Source organism: Bordetella genomosp. 10, assembly GCF_002261225.1.
GTDB lineage: Bacteria > Pseudomonadota > Gammaproteobacteria > Burkholderiales > Burkholderiaceae_B > Bordetella_C.
In genome coordinates this window covers 3,013,578-3,033,280 of record NZ_NEVM01000005.1, presented here as the reverse complement: position 1 = coordinate 3,033,280, position 19,703 = coordinate 3,013,578, and the positions used below count along the sequence as shown (strand labels likewise).

Annotated in this window: 21 protein-coding genes; 8 read left to right on the top strand and 13 right to left on the bottom strand. The window is 69.0% G+C overall.

Going from position 1 to position 19,703, the window contains the following annotated elements:
- The first annotated feature begins 1 nt into the window (after position 1).
- Positions 2 to 1,012, top strand: coding sequence for a lipoyl synthase (lipA, locus tag CAL29_RS29575; protein WP_094856425.1), 1,011 nt, complete (start codon positions 2 to 4; stop codon positions 1,010 to 1,012).
- Positions 1,013 to 1,074: 62 nt separating this feature from the next.
- Here lipA and CAL29_RS29570 read toward each other — a convergent pair whose 3' ends face one another.
- The 7 genes from CAL29_RS29570 to CAL29_RS29540 all read right to left on the bottom strand — a co-directional run bounded on the left by CAL29_RS29570 (position 1,075) and on the right by CAL29_RS29540 (position 6,827).
- Positions 1,075 to 1,638 carry a cob(I)yrinic acid a,c-diamide adenosyltransferase gene (locus CAL29_RS29570; RefSeq protein ID WP_094856424.1) on the bottom strand — a complete coding sequence of 188 codons (564 nt, stop codon included), beginning with the start codon at positions 1,636 to 1,638 and terminating at the stop codon, positions 1,075 to 1,077.
- Complete coding sequence (locus CAL29_RS29565) at positions 1,631 to 2,137, bottom strand: GNAT family N-acetyltransferase (protein WP_094856423.1); 507 nt, start codon at positions 2,135 to 2,137, stop codon at positions 1,631 to 1,633. Before CAL29_RS29565 ends, CAL29_RS29570 begins: the two co-directional genes overlap by 8 nt.
- 97 nt (positions 2,138 to 2,234) lie before the next feature.
- The gene (hslU, locus tag CAL29_RS29560) at positions 2,235 to 3,575 is read right to left on the bottom strand and encodes an ATP-dependent protease ATPase subunit HslU (RefSeq protein WP_094856422.1); all 1,341 of its coding nucleotides are present in this window, start codon (positions 3,573 to 3,575) and stop codon (positions 2,235 to 2,237) included.
- 52 nt (positions 3,576 to 3,627) lie between these two features.
- Positions 3,628 to 4,167, bottom strand: coding sequence for an ATP-dependent protease subunit HslV (gene hslV, locus CAL29_RS29555; protein WP_094856421.1), 540 nt, complete (start codon positions 4,165 to 4,167; stop codon positions 3,628 to 3,630).
- 236 nt (positions 4,168 to 4,403) lie between these two features.
- Positions 4,404 to 4,868, bottom strand: a complete 465-nt coding sequence (gene dksA, locus CAL29_RS29550) for an RNA polymerase-binding protein DksA (protein WP_094856420.1) — start codon at positions 4,866 to 4,868, stop codon at positions 4,404 to 4,406.
- Positions 4,869 to 4,907: 39 nt separating this feature from the next.
- A complete protein-coding gene (locus tag CAL29_RS29545) occupies positions 4,908 to 6,026 on the bottom strand; it encodes a CobW family GTP-binding protein (RefSeq protein ID WP_094856419.1) in 1,119 nt (372 codons plus the stop codon).
- Positions 6,027 to 6,281: 255 nt separating this feature from the next.
- A complete protein-coding gene (locus CAL29_RS29540) occupies positions 6,282 to 6,827 on the bottom strand; it encodes a Fur family transcriptional regulator (RefSeq protein WP_094856418.1) in 546 nt (181 codons plus the stop codon).
- A gap of 126 nt (positions 6,828 to 6,953) precedes the next feature.
- Between CAL29_RS29540 and CAL29_RS31770 the strand changes: the two genes are divergently transcribed.
- From CAL29_RS31770 to CAL29_RS29515, 6 genes are all read left to right on the top strand, one after another.
- The gene (locus CAL29_RS31770; RefSeq protein ID WP_179284218.1) at positions 6,954 to 7,115 is read left to right on the top strand and encodes a hypothetical protein; all 162 of its coding nucleotides are present in this window, start codon (positions 6,954 to 6,956) and stop codon (positions 7,113 to 7,115) included.
- Positions 7,106 to 7,843: a zinc ABC transporter ATP-binding protein AztA gene (gene aztA, locus CAL29_RS29535; RefSeq protein ID WP_094856417.1), complete on the top strand. Its 738-nt coding sequence runs from the start codon at positions 7,106 to 7,108 to the stop codon at positions 7,841 to 7,843. The genes CAL29_RS31770 and aztA overlap by 10 nt, the downstream gene beginning before the upstream one ends.
- Positions 7,834 to 8,706, top strand: coding sequence for a metal ABC transporter permease (locus CAL29_RS29530; protein WP_094856416.1), 873 nt, complete (start codon positions 7,834 to 7,836; stop codon positions 8,704 to 8,706). The genes aztA and CAL29_RS29530 overlap by 10 nt, the downstream gene beginning before the upstream one ends.
- A gap of 21 nt (positions 8,707 to 8,727) precedes the next feature.
- Positions 8,728 to 9,735 (top strand): metal ABC transporter substrate-binding protein, encoded by a 1,008-nt coding sequence (locus CAL29_RS29525; RefSeq protein WP_094856415.1) that lies wholly within the window; start codon positions 8,728 to 8,730, stop codon positions 9,733 to 9,735.
- Entirely contained in the window at positions 9,735 to 10,469 is a 735-nt protein-coding gene (locus CAL29_RS29520; RefSeq protein ID WP_094856414.1) for a DUF1007 family protein, read from the top strand. Before CAL29_RS29525 ends, CAL29_RS29520 begins: the two co-directional genes overlap by 1 nt.
- 96 nt (positions 10,470 to 10,565) lie before the next feature.
- Positions 10,566 to 11,783 carry a nickel/cobalt transporter gene (locus CAL29_RS29515; protein WP_256977803.1) on the top strand — a complete coding sequence of 406 codons (1,218 nt, stop codon included), beginning with the start codon at positions 10,566 to 10,568 and terminating at the stop codon, positions 11,781 to 11,783.
- A gap of 57 nt (positions 11,784 to 11,840) precedes the next feature.
- On the opposite strand, the gene xerC is transcribed toward CAL29_RS29515, so the two are convergent.
- The 5 genes from xerC to CAL29_RS29490 form a co-directional block, all read right to left on the bottom strand.
- A complete protein-coding gene (gene xerC / locus CAL29_RS29510; RefSeq protein ID WP_256977802.1) occupies positions 11,841 to 12,770 on the bottom strand; it encodes a tyrosine recombinase XerC in 930 nt (309 codons plus the stop codon).
- 284 nt (positions 12,771 to 13,054) lie between these two features.
- Positions 13,055 to 13,720 (bottom strand): DUF484 family protein, encoded by a 666-nt coding sequence (locus CAL29_RS29505; protein WP_094856413.1) that lies wholly within the window; start codon positions 13,718 to 13,720, stop codon positions 13,055 to 13,057.
- Position 13,721: 1 nt separating this feature from the next.
- Positions 13,722 to 14,639 (bottom strand): diaminopimelate epimerase, encoded by a 918-nt coding sequence (gene dapF / locus CAL29_RS29500; RefSeq protein ID WP_094856412.1) that lies wholly within the window; start codon positions 14,637 to 14,639, stop codon positions 13,722 to 13,724.
- 137 nt (positions 14,640 to 14,776) lie between these two features.
- Positions 14,777 to 15,643: a lysophospholipid acyltransferase family protein gene (locus CAL29_RS29495; RefSeq protein ID WP_256977888.1), complete on the bottom strand. Its 867-nt coding sequence runs from the start codon at positions 15,641 to 15,643 to the stop codon at positions 14,777 to 14,779.
- A gap of 224 nt (positions 15,644 to 15,867) precedes the next feature.
- Positions 15,868 to 16,731: a lysophospholipid acyltransferase family protein gene (locus CAL29_RS29490; protein WP_094856991.1), complete on the bottom strand. Its 864-nt coding sequence runs from the start codon at positions 16,729 to 16,731 to the stop codon at positions 15,868 to 15,870.
- A gap of 271 nt (positions 16,732 to 17,002) precedes the next feature.
- On the opposite strand from CAL29_RS29490, the gene metK reads away from it, so the two are divergent.
- On the top strand, positions 17,003 to 18,166 hold the full coding sequence (gene metK / locus CAL29_RS29485; RefSeq protein ID WP_094856410.1) for a methionine adenosyltransferase: 1,164 nt from the start codon (positions 17,003 to 17,005) through the stop codon (positions 18,164 to 18,166).
- Here metK and CAL29_RS29480 read toward each other — a convergent pair.
- Positions 18,085 to 19,554, bottom strand: coding sequence for an SGNH/GDSL hydrolase family protein (locus CAL29_RS29480; protein WP_373559843.1), 1,470 nt, complete (start codon positions 19,552 to 19,554; stop codon positions 18,085 to 18,087). The two genes, metK and CAL29_RS29480, sit on opposite strands and share 82 nt — an antisense overlap.
- Positions 19,555 to 19,703: the final 149 nt, after the last annotated feature.

Sequence of the window (19,703 nt, the reverse complement as noted above, 5' to 3'; positions counted from 1 at the left end):
CATGTCATCTGAAACGTCCTCCAGCGCGACTCCCGACGCGCCCGCCGCCGGCAACGCGCCGGCCGCCGCTCCCTACGATCCCACGCAGAAGCAGAAGTCGCAGGCCAAGACCGCCCGCATCCCCATCAAGGTGGTGCAGGTGGAGCGCCTGAAGAAGCCCGAATGGATCCGCGTGCGCGCCGCCGCGCCGGGATCGCGCTTCTACGACATCAAGCGCATCCTGCGCGAGCACAATCTGCACACGGTCTGCGAGGAAGCCTCGTGTCCGAACATCGGCGAATGCTTCGGCAAGGGCACCGCCACGTTCATGATCATGGGCGACAAGTGCACGCGCCGCTGCCCCTTCTGTGACGTCGGCCACGGCCGTCCGGACCCGCTGGACGCCGACGAGCCGCGCAACCTGGCCCGCACCATCGCCGCGCTGAAGCTGTCCTACGTGGTGATCACCTCGGTGGACCGCGACGACCTGCGCGACGGCGGCGCCGCCCACTTCGTGGAATGCATCCGCCAAGTGCGCGAGCAGTCGCCCTCCACGCGCATCGAAGTCCTGGTGCCGGACTTCCGCGGCCGCCTGGATCGCGCGCTGGACATCCTCAATGCCGGTCCGCCGGACGTGATGAACCACAATCTGGAGACCGTGCCGCGCCTGTACAAGCAGGCCCGCCCGGGTTCCGATTACGCGCACTCGCTGAAGCTGCTGGCCGAGTTCAAGAAGCTGCATCCGGACGTGCCGACCAAGTCGGGCCTGATGCTGGGCCTGGGCGAGACCGACGAGGAAATCCTCCAGGTCATGCGCGACATGCGCGCGCACAACGTCGACATGCTGACCATCGGCCAGTACCTGCAGCCGTCCGAGCACCACCTGCCGGTGCTGCGCTACGTGCATCCCGACACCTTCGCGATGTTCGAGCGCGAGGCCTACGAGATGGGCTTCTCGCACGCCGCCGTGGGCGCCATGGTGCGTTCGTCGTACCACGCCGACCAGCAGGCCCACGCCGCCGGCGTGAACTGAGCGGGCAGGCGGGCGGCCACATGGCCGCCGGCCGCCGGCTGCCGGTTCAGCGGCCTATTCGCCTATTCGCCCACGCGCGAATTCGGGCTTTTCCAGAGCACGTCCCCCGTGCCCGCGGCCTGGTTGACATGGCGCGCGGCGACGAAAAGCAGGTCCGACAGGCGATTCAGGTATTGCCGCACGGGCGGATGCACCGTCTGGGCGCGCCCCAGCGCCACCACGGCGCGTTCGGCGCGCCGGCAGACGGTGCGCGCCACGTGCAGCAGCGCCGCCGCGCGCGTGCCGCCGGGCAGGATGAATTCCTTCAGGGGCGCCAGCGTGGCGTTGTAGTGCGCCAGGCAGGCATCCAGGTCCCGCGCATGTTCTTCCTTGAGCGCCACGTAGCCCGGGATGCTCAGCTCGGCCCCCAGGTCGAACAGGCAATGCTGGATGCGGCGCAGGTCCGCGGCCAGCCTTGCGTCGGCCAGCGGCTCCGCGAGCACGAGGCCCAGCGTGCTGTTCAATTCGTCGACGTCGCCCATCGCGGCGATCCGCAAGTCGTCCTTGCCGACGCGGCTGCCGTCGCCCAGGCCGGTTGTGCCGTCGTCGCCGGTGCGGGTGACGATGACGGACAGGCGGTTAGCCATGGGACGCTCCTTTCCTGCCCATGTCCAGCAGCGCATCGCCGGTGACGCGCACGATGCGCCATTCCGGCAGCACCTGTGCGCCCATGCCCTCGTAGAAATCGATGGCCGGCTGGTTCCAGTCCAGCACGGTCCATTCGAAGCGGCCGTAGCCGCGCTCGACCGCGATGGACGCCAGGCGCAGCAGCAAGGCCTTGCCTATGCCCTTGCCGCGCTGGTCGGGGTGGACGTAGAGGTCTTCCAGGTACAGGCCGGGCTTGGCCAGGAAGGTGGAGTAGTTCTGGAACCAGAGCGCGTAGGCGACCAGGCGGCCGTCCGCCGCGCTTTCGGCGACCAGGCATTGCGCCGCCGGCTGTTCGCCGAACAGGGAGGCGCGCAGGTTGGCCTCCGTGGCGGCGAACAGATGCGTCAGTTTCTCGTATTCGGCCAGGCCGCGCATCAGCGCCAGGATGGCGGGAATGTCGGCGGGCGTGGCGGGACGGATGAGCGGGCTGGCGGACAAGGCGATGGGTCCTGGAAAAGACGAGGGACCCTATCCTAGTCCATCGGCGGCCATCCGCGCCAATCCCGCCGCGCATGGCCGCCCTCGAGGCGCATCCTCAGAGCACGTAGCGCGCCAGATCCTGGCTGCCCGCCGCTTCTTCCAGCTTGTCGTTGACGTAGGCCGCGTCGATGCGCACCACCTGGCCGCTGGCGGCGGCGTGGCTGGCGTCGAAGGACAGGTCCTCGAGCAGCTTTTCCATCACCGTGTACAGGCGCCGCGCGCCGATGTTCTCGGTCTTTTCGTTGACCGCGAAGGCCAGTTCGGCCAGGCGCTGCACGCCTTCCTCGGTGAAGTCCAGGTGCACGTCCTCGGTCGCCATCAAGGCCACGTACTGCTTGGTCAGCGAGGCATCGGTCTCGGAAAGGATGCGGACGAAGTCGGCGGCGGACAGCGAATCGAGCTCGACGCGGATGGGGAAGCGACCCTGCAGTTCGGGAATCAGGTCCGACGGACGGGCCAGGTGGAAGGCGCCCGAGGCGATGAACAGGATGTGATCGGTGCGCACCATGCCGTAGCGGGTGTTCACCGTGGTGCCTTCCACCAGCGGCAGCAGGTCGCGCTGCACGCCCTGGCGCGAGACCTCGGCGCCGCCGCTTTCCTGGCGCGCGGCGATCTTGTCGATTTCGTCCAGGAAGACGATGCCGTTCTGTTCGACGTTGGCGATGGCGGCGGTGCGCAGGTCTTCCTCGTTGACGCGCTTGGCGGCTTCCTCGTCGACCAGCAGCTTGAACGCTTCCTTGACCTTGAGCTTGCGCGTCTTCTTCTTGTCGCGCTGCAGGCCGGCGAACATGCCGCGCAGTTGCTCGGTCATTTCCTCCATGCCCGGCGGGCCCATGATGTCCATCTGCGGCGCCGGCTGGGCCACCTCGATGTCCACTTCCAGGTCGTCGATGGCGCCTTCGCGCAGGCGCTTGCGGAAGGTCTGGCGGGCGCTGCTTTCCGGGTTGCGCTCCGGTTCGCCGGAGGCGGAGCGGGCGGGCGGCACCAGGGCGTCGAGGATGCGGTCCTCGGCGGCGTCCTCGGCCTGGGTGCGCACGCGGCGCATTTCCAGTTCGCGCGTCTGCTTGATCGAATATTCGGTGAGGTCGCGGATGATGGTGTCGACGTCGCGGCCGACGTAGCCGACCTCGGTGAACTTGGTGGCTTCGATCTTGATGAAGGGCGCGTTGGCCAGCTTGGCCAGGCGGCGCGCGATCTCGGTCTTGCCCACGCCGGTGGGGCCGATCATCAGGATGTTCTTGGGATGGATTTCGTGGCGCAGCGGCTCGGCCACTTGCTGGCGGCGCCAGCGATTGCGCAGGGCGACCGCGACGGCGCGCTTGGCGCGCGACTGGCCGACGATGAATTTATCGAGTTCGGAGACGATCTCTCCGGGAGTCATGCTGGTTGCGGACATGGCGATGGGTCCTGATTAAAACCTGGGAACGTCGAGGCGTGGAGGCGGGCGCTTATTCGCCCAGGATTTCGACGACGTGATTCATGTTGGTGTAGATGCACAGCTCGCCGGCGATCTCCAGGGACTTCTTGACGACGGCTTCGGGCGGCAGGTCGGTGTTGTCCAGCAGGGCGCGCGCGGCCGATTGCGCATAGGCGCCGCCCGAGCCGATGGCGGCCAGGCCGTGTTCCGGCTCCAGCACGTCGCCGTTGCCGGTGAGCACCAGCGTGTGATCCTCGTCGGCGACGATCAGCATGGCCTCCAGGCGGCGCAGGACGCGGTCGGTACGCCAGTCGCGGGTCAGTTCGACGGCGGACCGCATCAGGTTGCCCTGGTGCTTTTCCAGCTTGGCCTCGAAGCGTTCCTGCAGGGTGAAGGCGTCGGCGGTGGCGCCGGCGAAACCGGCCAGGATCTTGTCATGGTAAAGGCGGCGGATCTTGCGCGCGGTGCCCTTGATGACGATATTGCCCAGCGTGACCTGGCCGTCGCCACCGAGAGCGACGCGCTTGCCGCGCCGAGCGCAGACGATGGTGGTGGCGTGAAATTGTTCCATGGTGTTTTCCTCGGCTGAAGCTGAGCATATGGGGGCGGCCTGCCGGGAACTCAAGAGGGGCGGCCCGGCGGAAAAGACGTTCCCCAACAGCAAAAAATGCCCCCACGCCGCGCGGCTTGCGCCGCTTGCTGCCCCCCAAGGGGGCGTTTTTGCCTTGGGGCGGCCCGGCGGCAAAAAAAAGGCGCCCGATTAGGCTCGGGCGCCGTTTTTTCGATGCGCGCGGATGCGTGGGCGTGTCAGTCGCCGTACAGCTTCTGGCGCATTTCGCGGCGTTCCTGCGCCTCCAGCGACAGGGTGGCCGTGGGACGGGCGAGCAGGCGGGGGATGCCGATGGGCTCGCCGGTTTCCTCGCACCAGCCGTATTCGCCGCTATCGATGCGGGCGATGGACTGCTGGACCTTCTTCAGCAGCTTGCGCTCGCGGTCGCGCGTGCGCAGTTCCAGTGCATGCTCTTCCTCGATGGTGGCGCGGTCGGCGGGGTCGGGCACGAACTGCGTTTCGCGCAGGTGCTCGGTGGTTTCACCCGCGTTGTTCAGGATGTCCTGTTCCAGTTGCTTCAGCCGCTCTTTGAAGAACGCCAACTGGCGATCGTTCATATAGTCGGATTCGGGCATGGCCAGCAATTCCTTCTCGCTGGGCAGATCAACCGGCGTGTCGGTCGTCGATTTGCTTGATTTTTTCGTTGCTGCCTTGGTAGCCATGAAAACACTCCACTATGAATCGGATCCGGGCGGGCGGCGTCAGGCCGCGCCCACCAGGCACTGCTCCAGTCCCCGGGTGAATATCTCCTGGGGCAGCTTGCGGCCGATGAAAACCATCTTGGTCGACGGTTTCTCGTTCGCGGTCCACGGTTTGCCGGGCTCGGCGCCCATCATCATGTGCACGCCCTGGAAGAGCATGCGGCGATTGACGCCTTTCATGTAAAGGATGCCTTTATAGCGCAGCAAATCGGGACCATAGACTTGCACCACGCCGCCGAGGAATTCCTCCAGCCGCGACGGATCGAAGGGCTTGTTCGAGCGGAACACGAATGCGCCGATCTCGTCGTCGTGGTGGGCGTGATGGTGATGATGCGGGTGATCGCAGCCGGCGCCGCAATCGCCATGGTCGTGATCGTCGTGGTCGTGACCGTGGTCATGGCCGTGATCGTGATCATGGTCGTGGCGGGCGTCCGGATGTTCGTCGGCCAGGAAGTCCGGGTCGATGTCCAGGATCGAGTTCAGGTTGAAGCCGCTGATGTCGATGATGGACTTCAGGTCCGCGTCGCCGAAATTGACCGGCGTGATCGGCGCGCGCGGATTGATGCGCACGATGCGCGCGCGCAGGGCTTCGTAGTCGGCTTCGTTGACCAGGTCCTTCTTGGAAATCAGGATGCGGTCGGCAAAGCCGATCTGCTTCTGCGATTCCGGCTGTTCGTCCAGCGTGACCATGCCGTGCTTGGCGTCGACCACCGTCACCACCGCGTCCAGGCGGTAGTACTCGGCGATGTCGTCGTCCATGAAGAAGGTCTGGCACACGGGGCCCGGATTGGCCATGCCGGTGGTTTCCAGGATGACGCGTTCGAATTTCAGGTCGCCGGCCTGGCGCTTCTGGCGCAGCTCGTTGAGCGTGCGCATCAGGTCGCCGCGCACGGTGCAGCAGACGCAACCGTTGCTCAGTTCGACGATTTCTTCGTCGCTGTCCTGGATCAACAGGTCGTTGTCGATGCTTTCGGGCCCGAACTCGTTTTCGATGACCGCGACGCGGCGGCCATGGTATTCGGTCAGGATACGTTTGAGCAGCGTCGTCTTGCCCGCACCGAGGAAGCCGGTGAGGATGGTGACGGGAACCATGTTGTCCAAACTGCGCGAGGTATTCATGATGACTGCGAATTAGATGCCGGAGCAGGGCCCGGGAGGGCCGGAGCGTTGAGGGGCGCGCCGGACAGGGCAGGACCAAGGCCGCGAACTGGGGGGCCGCGCGAGCGACCGGACGCAGGATTACAGCACAGTCGGCGGCAGGGGGCAAACCCCGGGCCTACCCTGGTTTAGCGCGAGAATTACAGCGAAATGGGGGCAGAAGCCGGCAATTCAAGGTAATAATCGTAAACACGCCAGCACGTGGCGTGCCTGGGCTCAATGCGAGTGCCCCGAACCGTGGGAATGGCCGTGGCCATTGCCATGTTTGTGCCCACCGGTTACCCCTTGTTCTTTCTGGCAAGCGGGGCAAAGGGCGCGGATTTCGGTTTCGTGGCTGTTCAGGATGTAGCCCGTACGGGCGACCCGCTCGGCCAGTTGCCGGCTCATGGCGGGATCGCTGACTTCCGCCACCGCGCCGCAGCCGGTGCAGACCACCAGCAGGTCGTGCGGCTTGCCGCCCGCGTCATGACAGGCCGTCCAGGCGTTGACCGCGTCCAGGCGGTGGATCAGGCCTTCGTCGAGCAGGAAATCCAGGGCGCGATAGACGGTCGGCGGCGCGGCGCCGGGATGGACCTCGCGCATCGCTTCCAGCAGTTCGTAGGCCTTGACGCTGCGGCCGTGGCGCAGCAGCAACTCCAGCACCTTGCGCCGGATCGGCGTCAGGCGCTTGCCGCGCTGGTTGCAGAGGTCGTCGGCAACGTCCAGTTGGGCGTTGATCTGGTCGGCGGAAGACGCCTTGGAGGGCCGGGATGAGGTGGGCATACAGGCAGGAGCATACCGCGTCGGGGCACGGGGCGTGCCTTATTTGATATGATATAACATTCATTCATCGCGATTCGTCGCTATTCACCGCTTTCGGCGACGGTTTTCCCGCCGCCGCTCCCTTTCATGTCCGCCACACCCTCCCCCCAGCAAGCTTGCGCCGCGCCCGGCGCCCGGCATGGCCACGTCTCCTGGCTGCTCGCGTCGGCATGGCAGCGGGTGGGCGTCGCGCTGGCGGTGTGCGCCGGCCTCTGGGCCTTGACCGGATGGGCGATGGGATGGTGGTGAATCCGGTGCCCGCGGCCGGCATCACGCTGGACCGCGTTTCCTATGGCTGGCGCGGCCGTCCCGCCGTCAGCGACGTCAGCGGGGTATTCGCGCCCGGCTCGATGACGGCCATCGTGGGTCCCAACGGCGCCGGCAAGTCCACGCTGGTCAAGGGCATCATGGGCGTATTGCGGCCGCTGGCCGGCAAGGTCCGCGTCGACGGCGCCGGACGCCGCGAGCTGGCCTGGCTGCCGCAGGCGGCCGACCTGGACCGTTCCTTTCCCATTACCGTGCGCGAGCTGGTCGCCATGGGCGCCTGGCGCCGCGTGGGGCCGTGGCGCCGTTTCGGACGGGACGAGCGCGACCGCGTCGAGCAGGCGCTGGCCGCCGTGGGGCTGGCGGACCTGGGCGACCGCATCGCCGGCACGCTGTCGGGCGGCCAGTTGCAGCGCGCCTTGTTCGCCCGGCTGATGCTGCAGGATGCCGGCGTGCTGCTGCTGGACGAACCCTTCGCCGCGGTCGACAGCCACACCACCGAGGACTTGATGGCCTTGCTCACCGACTGCCACGCGCAGGGCCGCACGGTGATCGCCGTGCTGCACGATATGGACCTGGTGCGGGCGCATTTCCCCCGCACCCTGCTGCTGGCGGGCCGCAGCGTGGCCTGGGGCGATACCGCGGCCGTGCTCACCGCGCAGAATTTGCGCGCGGCGCGGGCGCTGCGCGACGAGGAGCTGGCGTGGGATTGAACGAGTGGGTGGTGGCGCCCTTTGTCGACTATGGCTTCATGCGGCGCGCCCTGGCCGGGTCCTTCGCGCTGTCCTGCGGCGCCGCGCCGCTGGGGGTGTTCCTGGTCCTGCGCCGCATGAGCCTGATGGGCGACGCGATGTCGCACGCCATCCTGCCCGGCGTCGCGGCGGGCTTCCTGTTGTCGGGCCTGTCGCTGACGGCCATGCTGCTGGGCGGCATCGTGACCGGCTTGGCGGTGGCGCTGCTGGCGGGCGTGGTGTCGCGCCTGACGCCCTTGCGCGAGGACGCCAGCTTCGCCGCCTTCTATCTGATTTCCCTTGGCCTGGGCGTGCTGCTGGTGTCGCTGCGCGGTTCCAATATGGACCTGCTGCACGTGCTTTTCGGCACCGTGCTGGGCCTGGACGACGCCGCGCTGCTGCTGGTGACGGTGTGCGCCAGCATCACCCTGGTGGCGTTGGCCATGCTGTACCGCCTGCTGGTGGCCGAATGCCTGGACCCGGGTTTCCTGCGCGCGGCCGGCGGCGGCGGCTCACTGGTGCACATGGCCTTCCTGATGTTGGTGGTGTTCAACCTGGTGTCCGGCTTCCAGGTGCTGGGCACGCTGATGGTGGTGGGCATCATGATGCTGCCGGCGGCCTCCGCGCGCTTCTGGGTGCGTTCGGCCGCCGGGCAGATTCCCCTGGCCGCCTTCCTGGGCGCCTTCGCCTCGCTGGCGGGGCTGCTGATCTCCTATCACTACAACGTGCCGGCCTCGCCCGCCATCATTCTCGCGGCGGGCGTCGTCTACCTGGTTTCCGTCGCCGGCGGGCCGCAGGGCGGCCTGCTGGATTTCTCACGGCGCGCCCGGCGCGGCGCGCGCTGATCTTCCACGGGGTATTCATCCATGGCATTCGCGACTTTTTCCCACCGGTTCCTGCCGGCGCGCCGCCAGGCGCTGGCGGCATTGGCCCTGGCCGCCTGCGGCGTGCTGGGCAGCGGCCCGGCCGCCTTCGCCCAGTCCCAGGCGCCTGCTCCCGCGGGACCGCTGAAGGTGGTGGCCAGCTTTTCCATCCTGGGCGACATGGTGAAGCAGATCGGCGACGGCGACGTGCAGGTGGACGTGCTGGTCGGCCCGGACGGCGACGCCCACGAGTACGAGCCGACGCCGGCCGACGCCCGCCGTATCGCGGCCGCGCAGTTGCTGGTGGTCAATGGCCTGGGCTTCGAGGCGTGGCTGCCCAAGCTGGTGCGCGCGTCGGGCTTCAAGGGCACGACGGTGGTGGCCTCGGAAGGGGTGACGCCGCGCGACTTCGGCGGCGACGCGACGGGCGGGCACGATCACGATCATGGCGGCGGCAACCACGACGACCATGGCCATGAAGGCAACACCGATCCGCATGCCTGGCAGAGCCTGGCCAACGGCGCCCGCTACGCCCGCAATATCGGCGCCGCGCTGGCGGCGGCCGATCCCGCGCATGCCGATGCCTATCGCCAGCGCACCGACGCGTATGTCGCGCGCATCGAGGCCATGGACGCCCGCGTGAAGCAGGCCTTCGCCGCCTTGCCGCCAGAGCGCCGCCGGGTGGTGACCTCGCACGACGCCTTCGGCTATTTCGGCGATGCCTATGGCATGACGTTCATCTCCGCCATGGGGATCTCGACCGAGGCCGAGCCCTCGGCCGCCGACGTGGCGCGCATCATCGGCCAGATCCGCCAGGAGAAAGTGCCCGCGGTGTTTTTCGAGAACGTCAGCAGCCCCAGGCTGGCGCAGCAGATCGCGCGCGAAACCGGCGCGCGCGTCGGCGGCACCTTGTACTCGGACGCCCTGGCCAAGCCGGGCCTGCCGGCCGCCACCTACCTGGGCATGTTCGAGTGGAACCTGAGCCAGTTCATGGCCGCGCTGAAGCCTTGATGAGGCAAGCTTTCCGCGATCCCGGGCGAAGCGCCGTGGCGGCGCGCGCGTCGTCTTCCGCGCGGCGCCGTCTCCTGCCGGCTGCCGGCGCTTTGCTGGCGGCGGCGACGCTTTTGGCCGCCGCGCCCGCGCGGGCGCATCCGCACATGTGGATAGACGGCGAGGCCGTGCTGGTCTTCGACGGCCAGGGGCGGCTGGAGGCGGTGCGGGAGCGCTGGAAGTTCGACGAGATGTTCGTCGCGTACACGACCCAGGGGCTGGCCGACGAGAAGGGCCAGTTGCCGCCCGCCACGCTGGACCGCATGGCGAAGGAATGGATGAACGCCCTGGGCGAGCCGATTTCCCATTACTTCACGCGGGTCGCCGTGGGCGGCAAGGTGCTCGCCTATGCCGCGCCGCGCGACGCCAAGGTCGAGTGGGATGCCGGGCGCAAGGCGATGGCGCTATCCTTCACCTTGCCCTTGCAGCAGCCGCCCGCGCCGGGCGCCGCGGGCGTGGACGTCGACATCATCGACCCGACGTATTTCGTCGCCTACGATTTCAGCGCGCCGGGCGCTGTTTCCATGGACCGCGCGCCGGCGGGTTGCCGCGCCGACTACCGTCCGCCCAAGCCCCTGGACGCGGCGCTGGTGCAGCAACTGGCGGCCATCCCCGCCGACCAGTCGGACCTGCCGGAGGAGCTGTTCGCGGCCACCAAGGGCCTGACGCATCGGATCCGGGTGACGTGCCCGTGACCGGGGCGACGGCGCCGGTGTCCTGGATGTCGATATCCTTGATCCCGTGTCCGAGATGCCGGCGTCCTGAATGCTGATGTTCTTGATCCTATGTCCATGATGCCGATACTCGTGCTGCTGCTGGTCGCGATGCCGATGTGGGCCAGGCTGTCGTCGCGGCGAGGCGGCGCGGGGACGCGGCATGGGGCCCGGTTCGCGGGCGCGCAGGGTTTGGCGGCATGCCTGGGATTGCTTCTGTCCGCCTTGTCGCTGCCGGCCGCGGCGGCGCATCCGTTCGGGGTTCCGGAGGTGGGCGGCGCGGTGGATGGGCCCGACTGGCTGTTGCGCCTGCTGGGCTGGGTCTCCGCCTGGCAAAGCCATTTCTATCGCCAGCTCACGGGGGCGGTGCGCGGCTGGCAGGCCGACGCCTGGGCGGCATGGCCGCTCGTGGGCCTGTCGTTCGCGTATGGCATTTTCCACGCCCTGGGGCCGGGCCATGGCAAGGCGGTGGTCGCCACCTATGTGCTGGCCAACCGGCAGACCGCCCGCAACGGCGCGGTGCTGGCCTTGCTGTCGGCTTTGGTGCAGGCGCTGGTCGCGATCCTGCTGGTCAGCGTGGCCGCGGGCATCCTGCGCGTCACGGCCGGCACGATGAACGCCGCGACGCGGTGGCTGGAGACCGGCTCGTTCGCGATGATCGTGGCGCTGGGGGCATGGCTGGTGTGGCGCAAGGCGCTCCGGCCCTTATGGCGAAAGGGCGCGCCGGACGATGCTGCGTCCGGCGTGGAGCAGGACCATGGCGGCGGCCATCATCGGCACGGCCATGAGCATGGCGATCACGATCACGATCATGGTCATGACGGAAGCCACGCCGATAATCACGCCCACGACCGCAGCCACGATCACAACCACGATCACAACCACGGCCATGCGCCGCACGCTCACGGCGTCGACTGCGGTTGCGGCCATGCCCATGTGCCGCCACCGCAAGCGGTGGCGGGCCGGCTGAGTCCGCGCAAGGCGTGGTCCGCCATTCTCGCGGTCGGATTGCGCCCATGCAGCGGCGCCTTGATCGTGTTGGTGTTCGCGCTGGCGCAGGATTTCTACCTGGCCGGCGTCGTGTCCGCGTTGGCCATGGGCCTGGGCACCGGCCTGACCGTCGCCACCCTGGTATGGGCGGCGGTGGCGGCGAGCGATCTGCTGGTGCGCGGCGGCGCGCGCCTGTCGCCGTCCTGGGCCGGCCGCCTGCGCTACGCCACGCAGGCCTGCGCGGCGGTCGCCGTGTTCGCCTTCGGGTTGCTGCTATTGGGCGGCGCCGTTACCGGCGCGGCTTGAGGCGCGTCACCGCAACGATCGCGCAATCCCGCCACGAAACGTGTGTTCGCGGCGTATTCAGGACTTGCGCCCGGCGCGCGGGTGGGCCTGGTCGTAGACCTTGGCCAGGTGCTGGAAGTCCAGCCGGGTATAGACCTGCGTGGTGGAAATGTTCGCGTGTCCCAGCATTTCCTGCACCGCCCGCAGATCCTGCGCCGATTGCAGGACGTGGCTGGCGAAGCTGTGGCGCAGCACGTGCGGGTGGACGTGCACGGGCAGGCCGCTGGCCTGGGCCATTTTTTCCAGTTGCCGCTGTACGACGCGCGGCGTGATGCGCCGGCCGCGTTCGCCCAGGAACAGGGCCGCCGCGTCGGCCGGCCCGCTGGCGGGACCGAGCAGGCGCGCGCGCATCGGCAGCCAGGCTTGCAGCGCGGCCAGCGCCGCCGCGCCCACCGGCACCGCGCGCCGCTTGCCGCCCTTGCCCAGCACCGATACCTCGTGCTCGTCCAGGTTCAGCCAGCTCGTGGATTCATGATCGGCGTTGCGTTCATAGCGCCAGTCCAGCCCCGTCAGTTCGGACAGCCGCAGGCCGCTGGAATACAGCAGTTCGAACATGGCCTGGTCGCGCAGCGCGACGGGTTCGGTCGCGGCCTGCGCGGCGGGTCTTTCGAGCAAGGCCTGGGCCTGCTCGACCGACAGCGCCTTGGGCAGGCCGCGCGCCGCCTTGGGCGCCTTGACGCCCGCGACCGGATTGCCCGGCAAGCCGGCTTCCCGCGCCCACCATTGATAGAAGCCGCGCCAGGCCGCGAGCGCGCGCGCCAGGCTGCGCGGGCCCAGGTCGCGCGCATGCAGGCGCGCGACGAACTGGCGGATGTGGCCGTTGGCGAGCCGGTCCAGGGGGCGATCGCCGGCCAGGGCGGCCAGGTGGGCGAGGTCGCGCCGATAGCCGGCCAGCGTATGCGGGGAATAGCGCCGATGCGTTTCCAGATGCGCCAGCCAGGCCTGCATGGGCGCCGGCAAGGGCGCTGACGATGGCGTCGAGGCTGGCTCCGGCTCGGACGGTGACGCGGATCGTTTCGGCGCTCCCGGCGCCATGGCCGGCGACGCCGCGAGCGATGCGTCCTTCGCGTTATCCACTGAGTCCTTCACGGTGCAAGGAGCGCGCGCCATGGTCCCTGTCTCCGTCCGTTTCCGCGTCCCGGCGTCACGCCGGGGAAGTTCGCGCCCGCGATGAAATCGACGCGTCCGTGCGAAGACGCGATTTCATGAGCGCGAATTTCCGGGACACGGCACTACGCCTCGGCCAAGCGATGCAGCGTGGCGGAGGCCAGGCTGCCGACGGTTTCCAGGAAGGTCGTACCCTTCTCCGGCGCGAAGCGTTCGGGATCGTCCGAGCCCAGCACCAGCAGGCCGATGCTGGGTTCCCCGGGCGCGGGGCGCAGCGGAACCAGCGCCAGCGAACGCGGCGTGGCGGAGAGCCACTTGACCGCCTCGAAAGCCGTGTCGGTGCCGCAATACGGCACTTTCAGGCTGTCGGTGAACGTGCGCACGTCCTCCGGCACCGGCGCGCCGTAGCCGGTCTCCGGCAATTGCGCCAGGCGCCACAGGCGCAGGCCGACTTCGTTGAGGTCGAACTGCTGCGCCAGGCCCAGGGCGATTTCGCCGGGCAGGCGCTGGATTTCCGCTTCGGCCAGCAGGCGGCAGCACCATTGCGTGAGCTTGGTGCTGATGCTCTCGTTGAAGCTGGCGTTGCTGACGAGTTCGTTGAGCCGCCATTCGAATTCGCGGATGCGTTCGCGCAGCGTGAATATCTGCCGCTCGCCCAGCGAAATCGTGCGCCCGCCGTGCGGATGGGGCACTTGCAGGGTGGAGAACAGGTCGGCGTGCGCGGTGAAGAACTCGGGGTTCTCGCTCAGGAAGTCGGCAACCTGGTCGGCGCTAAGGGTCGTGTCGGTCATGTCAGCGATTCAATGCCATGGAAAAAACGAGCTGGTCGATGTCGATCTGGCCGGTGTAGACCGAGGTGGCCGGGCCGGTCATGCGTAGCGAGGAACCGTCCCAGTCCACCGTCAATCGGCCGCCGCGCGCGTGCACGCGCACCGGCGTATCGAGTAGGCCGCGGCGGATGCCGGCCGCCACCGCCGCGCAGGCGCCCGTGCCGCAGGCCAGGGTTTCCCCGGCGCCGCGTTCGTAGACGCGCAGGCGGATAGTGTTGCGGTCGACGATCTGCATGAAGCCGGCGTTGACGCGGCGCGCGAAGCGCGGATGCGATTCGACCAGCGGCCCGATGCGTTCGACCGGCGCGCGGTCGACGTCGTCGACGACCTGCACCGCGTGCGGATTGGAAATGGCGACGGCCGAGATTTCGACCGTGGCCGGCACGTCGTCACAGCCGGCGGCCGGCGCCGGGGCCGTGGCGCGCAGGGGCAGGGTATAGAGCGTGTCGGCGCCTTCCGTCCGCGTGGCCAGGCCGGCGGCGTCGAAGGGCAGGGCCGCCGGATCGAAGCGGGTGCTGCCCATTTCGACGGTGACCTGTTCGTCGTCGCCCTCGTCCAGCACGATGATGCCGGTGGCGATTTCCGCGCGCAGGGGATTGCGGTCGGACAGGCCGGTCTCGTGCACGAAGCGGACGAAGCAGCGCGCGCCGTTGCCGCAATGTTCGACCTCGCCGCCGTCCGAATTGAAGATGCGGTAGCGGAAATCGGCGGCCGGCGAGGAGGCCGGCTCGACCAGCAGTATCTGGTCCGCGCCGATGCCGAAATGGCGATCGCCGAGCGCGCGCGCGCGCTCGGGCGTCATTTCGATGGTTTGGCGCACGCCGTCGAGCACGACGAAGTCGTTGCCGGCGCCGTGCATTTTGGTGAAGTTCCAGTTCATGCGGGCCATTATCCTCCAATCCCGCCGCGAGGGAGCCGGACTTGCCGGGACGGGCGGATGGCGCCGTGTTCCTTCGCGTCCAAGGACGCCGCGTCGCTCCGTGCCCGGCCGTGGCCGGGTCGTGTTCCTTCGGGTCGCTAGTAGAACTTGGCTTCGCCCGGCGGACGGGTCTTGAAACGGCGGTGCACCCAGTAATACTGGCTGGGGCAGCGCATCACCCAGCCCTCCAGCTCGCGGTTCAGGCGCGCGGTCGCGGCCTCCACGGTGTCGCCGCCGGGGAAATCGGCCAGGGCCGGCAGCACTTCCACGTGGTAATGGCCGGTGGCCGGGTCCCAATGCTCCAGCACCGGGAAGACCGGCAGTTGCCATTTGCGGGCGATCTGCGCGGTGGCCGGCACGGTGGCCGCCATGACGCCGAAGAAGGGCACGAAGATGGCGCCGTCGCGGCCGAAGTCCATGTCCGGCAGGTAATAGACCGGGCGCGATTCGCGGATATGGCGGATCAGCCCGCGCACCCCGTCGCGCCGGCTGACCAGGTGGACGTCGTTGAAGCGGGTGCGGCCGGCCGCCACGATGGCGTCGACGTCCGGATCGCGCTGCGGCGTGTACATGGTGGCCCCGGTGGGCGCGTCCATCGTCAGCCGGGTGGCGGCGACGTCCAGGCCGATGAAGTGCGGCGCCAGCAGGAGCAGGGGTTCGCCGGCGTCCACGCGGCGCTGGAATTCGGGATCGCGCGTGACGCTGACCATTTCCTCGATGGCCGCGCGGCTGCCGTACCAGAGCACGCCGCGGTCGATCAGCGACTGGCACAGCGCGCGGAAGTGCTCGCGCAGCCAGCGTTCGCGCGTGGCCTCGCTTTCGTGGGGGAAGCAGAGCCGCAGGTTGATGCGCACGATGCGCTGGCGGCGGCGCGCGCAGCGCAGCGTCAGCCAGGTCAGCCCGGCGCCCAGGCGCTGGCGGGTGGCGGGGCTGACGCTGCCGAACCAGCGGAACAGCGCTTCCAGCGCCCGGCGCTTGAGGCCGGGTTTGCCGGCCCGGGGCGCGGGCGCGGCGGTCTGCGCCTTGTCCTGCGGCGCGCTCACTGGACTACCCTCCTGTCGCTGCGCGACCTCCTCCCCGAGGGAGGATTCGCGCTCGGGGCGGCCCGGCGCGTTAATTGGTGTGCCCTCCTGTCGCTGCGCGACTTCCTCCCCGGGGGAGGATTCGCGCTTGGGGCGGCCCGGCGCGCTCATGGCGCGGACTCCTGGCCCGCGACGGCGTCGGGGGGCAGCGCGCCGCGCGTCTTGTAGCGGTTGTAGCTCCAGAGATATTGCCGGGGGAAACGGCGGATCAGGGTTTCCATGGCGGCGTTGATCAGGGCGGCCTGTTCCTGCGGCGTCTCGGGCAGCGGCGCGGGCACGCGCATGAGATGGATGCGCCAGCCGCGGCCGCGGGGCAGCCGTTCGCTGGCCATCAGGACGATGGGCACGTCGTGCGGCGCGGCCAGTTTGCCCGGCAGGGTAATGGTGTAAGCCATGCGGCCGAAGAAGGGCGCCCACACGCCTTCGCCGGCGCCCGGGGCCTGGTCGGGCAGCAGGCCGATGGCCTGTTGCTTGCGCAGGGTGCGGACGAATTCGCGCACCCCCTGCATGGTGGCCGGCACGGCGCGCAACTCGGCCGTATTGCGCGCCCGTTCCAGCAGCGGCGCCAGCGCCGCCTGGCGCGGCGGGCGGAACATCACCGTCAGCGGCATGCGCTTGGCCAGATAGCGCGCGTTGATTTCAAAGCCGCCCAGATGGGGCGTCAGGAAAATGACGCCGCGTTGTTCGGCCAGGGCGGCCTCGGCCACGGTCCACTCGTCGGTGACGGTGCGCGCCAAGCAGTCCTCCGGGCGGAACCAGATCTTGGGCTGCTCCAGCATCATGGCGCCGATTTCGCCGGCGGACGCGCGCGCGAAGGCGGCATCCGTATAGCCCGCCTGGGCCGCGTTCGCGCGCAGGCGGTCGCGGAAACGGCCGGGGAGGGCATAGGCCAGCCGTCCGCAGAGCCGCCCCAGACCTTGCAGGAGGGTCAGCGGCAGGCAGGCCAGCAGACGAAAGAAGACAACGATCAACATGCGGGAAAGGCGGGCGGCAAGGACGGGTGGGACGGATGGGCAGGGAGGCGCGGCAGCGGGAACCGCCATTTTCGCTTAAAATCGCCGGGTCGCCGAGTTAACCGACAACTTGCGGGGCGACGCGCGGCAGGCCTTGCGGCCGGCCGGGCAAAATCCGCTAAAGCGTCGCGCCCGATCGAGGTCCCTTTCGAGATTGCGATTTCAGGTGCAACGCGCCGATGAACAATCTTGCCGGCCCATGCCGGTATTAATGTCAGAAGGACCTGCCGTGGCGCAAAACGATTTCCTCTTCACTTCCGAATCCGTTTCCGAAGGCCATCCCGACAAGGTGGCGGACCAGATTTCCGATTCCATCCTGGACGCGATCTTCACGCAGGACCCCAACGCCCGCGTCGCGGCCGAGACCCTGTGCAACACCGGCCTGGTCGTGCTGGCCGGTGAAATCACCACCACCGCCAACGTCGACTACATCCAGGTCGCGCGCGACACCATTCGCCGCATCGGCTACGACAACACCGACTACGGCATCGACTACAAGGGTTGCGCGGTGCTGGTCGCCTACGACAAGCAATCGCCCGACATCGCCCAGGGCGTGGACCGCAGCTCCGAGGACTACCTCAACCAGGGCGCCGGCGACCAGGGCCTGATGTTCGGCTACGCCTGCGACGAAACCCCCGACCTGATGCCCGCGCCGATCTGGTATGCGCACCGCCTGGTGCAGCGCCAGAGCGAACTGCGCAAGGACGGCCGCCTGCCGTGGCTGCGCCCGGACGCCAAGTCGCAAGTGACTTTCCGCTATGTCGACGGCAAGCCGGCCGAGGTCGATACGGTCGTGCTGTCGACCCAGCACCATCCGGAAGTGTCGCAGTCGACCATCCGCGAAGCCGTCATCGAAGACATCATCAAGCCGTGCTTTCCCGAAGGCCTGATCACGGCCAAGACCAAGTTCCTGGTCAACCCGACCGGCCGCTTCGTCATCGGCGGCCCGCAAGGCGATTGCGGCCTGACCGGCCGCAAGATCATCGTCGATACGTACGGCGGCGCGTGCCCGCACGGCGGCGGCGCGTTCTCGGGCAAGGATCCGTCGAAGGTGGACCGCTCGGCCGCCTACGCCGCCCGCTACGTGGCCAAGAACATCGTCGCGGCCGGCCTGGCGCGCCAGTGCCAGGTGCAGGTCAGCTACGCCATCGGCGTGGCCGAGCCCATCAACATCACGGTGTACACGGAAGGCACCGGCGTGATGCCCGACGAGCAACTGGCCAAGCTGGTGCGCGAGCACTTCGACCTGCGTCCGAAGGGCATCGTCAACATGCTCGACCTGCTGCGTCCCATCTACGCGAAGACCGCCGCCTACGGCCACTTCGGCCGTTCGGAGCCGGAGTTCTCGTGGGAAGCCACCGACAAGGCCGCCGCGCTGAAGAAGTCGGCCTGATCGCCGTGCAAGGTCCCGCGGTCCAGCACCGCGGGCAATATGACCTCGGCCATCTTCCGGTTGCCGGCGTCGCCCGGATGCAGGTGGTCGCCGGAGTCGAAGCGCGGCGCCAGGCGCGCCGGATGTGCGGGATCGCGTAGCGCGGCATCGACGTCGGCCACGGCGTCGAAGGCGCGGCTGCCGCGTATCCACGCGTTCAGGGCCTGGCGCAGGGCATCCTTTTCCGGCTGGTAGTAATCCGCCAGGGGCGTGCCGGGCAGCGCGCCCTCGAACGGCGGCAAGGTGGCGCCGATCACGCGCACGCCTCGCGCATGGGCGCGCGCGATCAGTTGCTCGTAGCCCGCGATCAGCGCTTGCAGCGAAGGCCGCGCGGCGCGGTCGGGCTCGAAGGCCGTGCCGGGCCAACTGATGTCGTTGATGCCCAGCAGCGTGACGACCGCGCTCACGCCCGGCTGCGACAGGACGTCGCGGTCCAGCCGGGCCAGGGCGTTGACGCCCATGCCGTCGGACAGCAGGCGCGCGCCGGAGATGCCGGCGTTGATCACCGCCATGCCGCGCGGCGCCAGGGCTTCGGCGAGGAAGTCCGGCCAGCGGGTGTCGGCATCCAGCGTGGCGGCGGCGCCGTCGGTGATGGAATCGCCGATGGCCGCCACGACGCCGGCCGTACGGAAGCCTTGCACGTCGATGCCGTTCATGCCGAGGTCCGCCGCAGCGCCGACGCCGGCCGTCATGGGAGACGCGGCGCCCGGCCGTGTCGTGGGTGGCCCCGGCATCGACCGTTGCGGCAAGGCCCGCGCCGAGGCCGGCTTCCCGTCCCGTTCCACGTCCTGCTCCACTTCGATACCGGATAACAACAGCCGCGCGGTCGTGGCCTGGGCCGCGGGGTCCAGGCGCGCCGCGCCGGTCTGGTCGCCGGCCGCGATCCAGGCAGTCGCGCGGCCGTCCCAGTGGAAGGTGGCGGCCGGCGTGGCTTGCGGCAGGTACAGGCTGACGGTCACGCGCGCCAGCGCGGGCAGCGGCAGGTCGATGGGATCGCTGAGCAGCGGCGCGCCCGGCGCGATGACCGCGCTGGACTTGCCGCCATAGGTCACGGCGCGCAGGCTGCCGGGCACGAGGCTCCCATGGGTGCCCGCAAGCGCCACGCTGCCGCGGCCCACGACGACAGGTTGCTTGCCGTAGGCGTTGGAAAGGACGAGGCGCAGCCGGCGCCCGCCCAGGCTGACGCGCGCCACCTGGCGCACGGTCTGGCCCGCCAGCACGGCAGGCACGTTGGTGGGAAACAGGAAGTCCGGTCCCCATACCGGTTGCGGGCTGGCGGTCCAGGTGGCGAGCCACGCCGGCACTCTTTCCCCGCCCTGGGCGTGGCCCGAAGCTGACGCCATGGCCATGCCCAGGGCGGCCGCGGCCAGGGCATGCCGGGAAAGGCGCGCCGGGCCGCGTCCGGCGGCGACCTGATGGCGGTGGACAGGAAGAGGCGGCCTGCCGCGCCGCGGTGTTTTCAGCGTCATGGATTCGTGAATTCAAGGTCAATAACGGG

Excerpts from the sequence above, each read along its gene's own strand:
- CAL29_RS29520 (WP_094856414.1), top strand. The coding sequence starts at position 9,735 with ATGAGGCAAGCTTTCCGCGATCCCGGGCGAAGCGCCGTGGCGGCGCGC.
- dksA (WP_094856420.1), bottom strand. The coding sequence starts at position 4,868 with ATGGCTACCAAGGCAGCAACGAAAAAATCAAGCAAATCGACGACCGAC.
- CAL29_RS29540 (WP_094856418.1), bottom strand. The coding sequence starts at position 6,827 with ATGCCCACCTCATCCCGGCCCTCCAAGGCGTCTTCCGCCGACCAGATC.
- CAL29_RS29525 (WP_094856415.1), top strand. The coding sequence starts at position 8,728 with ATGGCATTCGCGACTTTTTCCCACCGGTTCCTGCCGGCGCGCCGCCAG.
- CAL29_RS29480 (WP_373559843.1), bottom strand. The coding sequence starts at position 19,554 with ATGGCCATGGCGTCAGCTTCGGGCCACGCCCAGGGCGGGGAAAGAGTG.
- CAL29_RS29545 (WP_094856419.1), bottom strand. The coding sequence starts at position 6,026 with ATGAATACCTCGCGCAGTTTGGACAACATGGTTCCCGTCACCATCCTC.
- CAL29_RS29515 (WP_256977803.1), top strand. The coding sequence starts at position 10,566 with ATGATGCCGATACTCGTGCTGCTGCTGGTCGCGATGCCGATGTGGGCC.
- CAL29_RS29570 (WP_094856424.1), bottom strand. The coding sequence starts at position 1,638 with ATGGCTAACCGCCTGTCCGTCATCGTCACCCGCACCGGCGACGACGGC.
- CAL29_RS31770 (WP_179284218.1), top strand. The coding sequence starts at position 6,954 with ATGTCCGCCACACCCTCCCCCCAGCAAGCTTGCGCCGCGCCCGGCGCC.
- xerC (WP_256977802.1), bottom strand. The coding sequence starts at position 12,770 with ATGCAGGCCTGGCTGGCGCATCTGGAAACGCATCGGCGCTATTCCCCG.
- lipA (WP_094856425.1), top strand. The coding sequence starts at position 2 with ATGTCATCTGAAACGTCCTCCAGCGCGACTCCCGACGCGCCCGCCGCC.
- CAL29_RS29505 (WP_094856413.1), bottom strand. The coding sequence starts at position 13,720 with ATGACCGACACGACCCTTAGCGCCGACCAGGTTGCCGACTTCCTGAGC.
- aztA (WP_094856417.1), top strand. The coding sequence starts at position 7,106 with ATGGTGGTGAATCCGGTGCCCGCGGCCGGCATCACGCTGGACCGCGTT.
- hslU (WP_094856422.1), bottom strand. The coding sequence starts at position 3,575 with ATGTCCGCAACCAGCATGACTCCCGGAGAGATCGTCTCCGAACTCGAT.
- dapF (WP_094856412.1), bottom strand. The coding sequence starts at position 14,639 with ATGAACTGGAACTTCACCAAAATGCACGGCGCCGGCAACGACTTCGTC.
- hslV (WP_094856421.1), bottom strand. The coding sequence starts at position 4,167 with ATGGAACAATTTCACGCCACCACCATCGTCTGCGCTCGGCGCGGCAAG.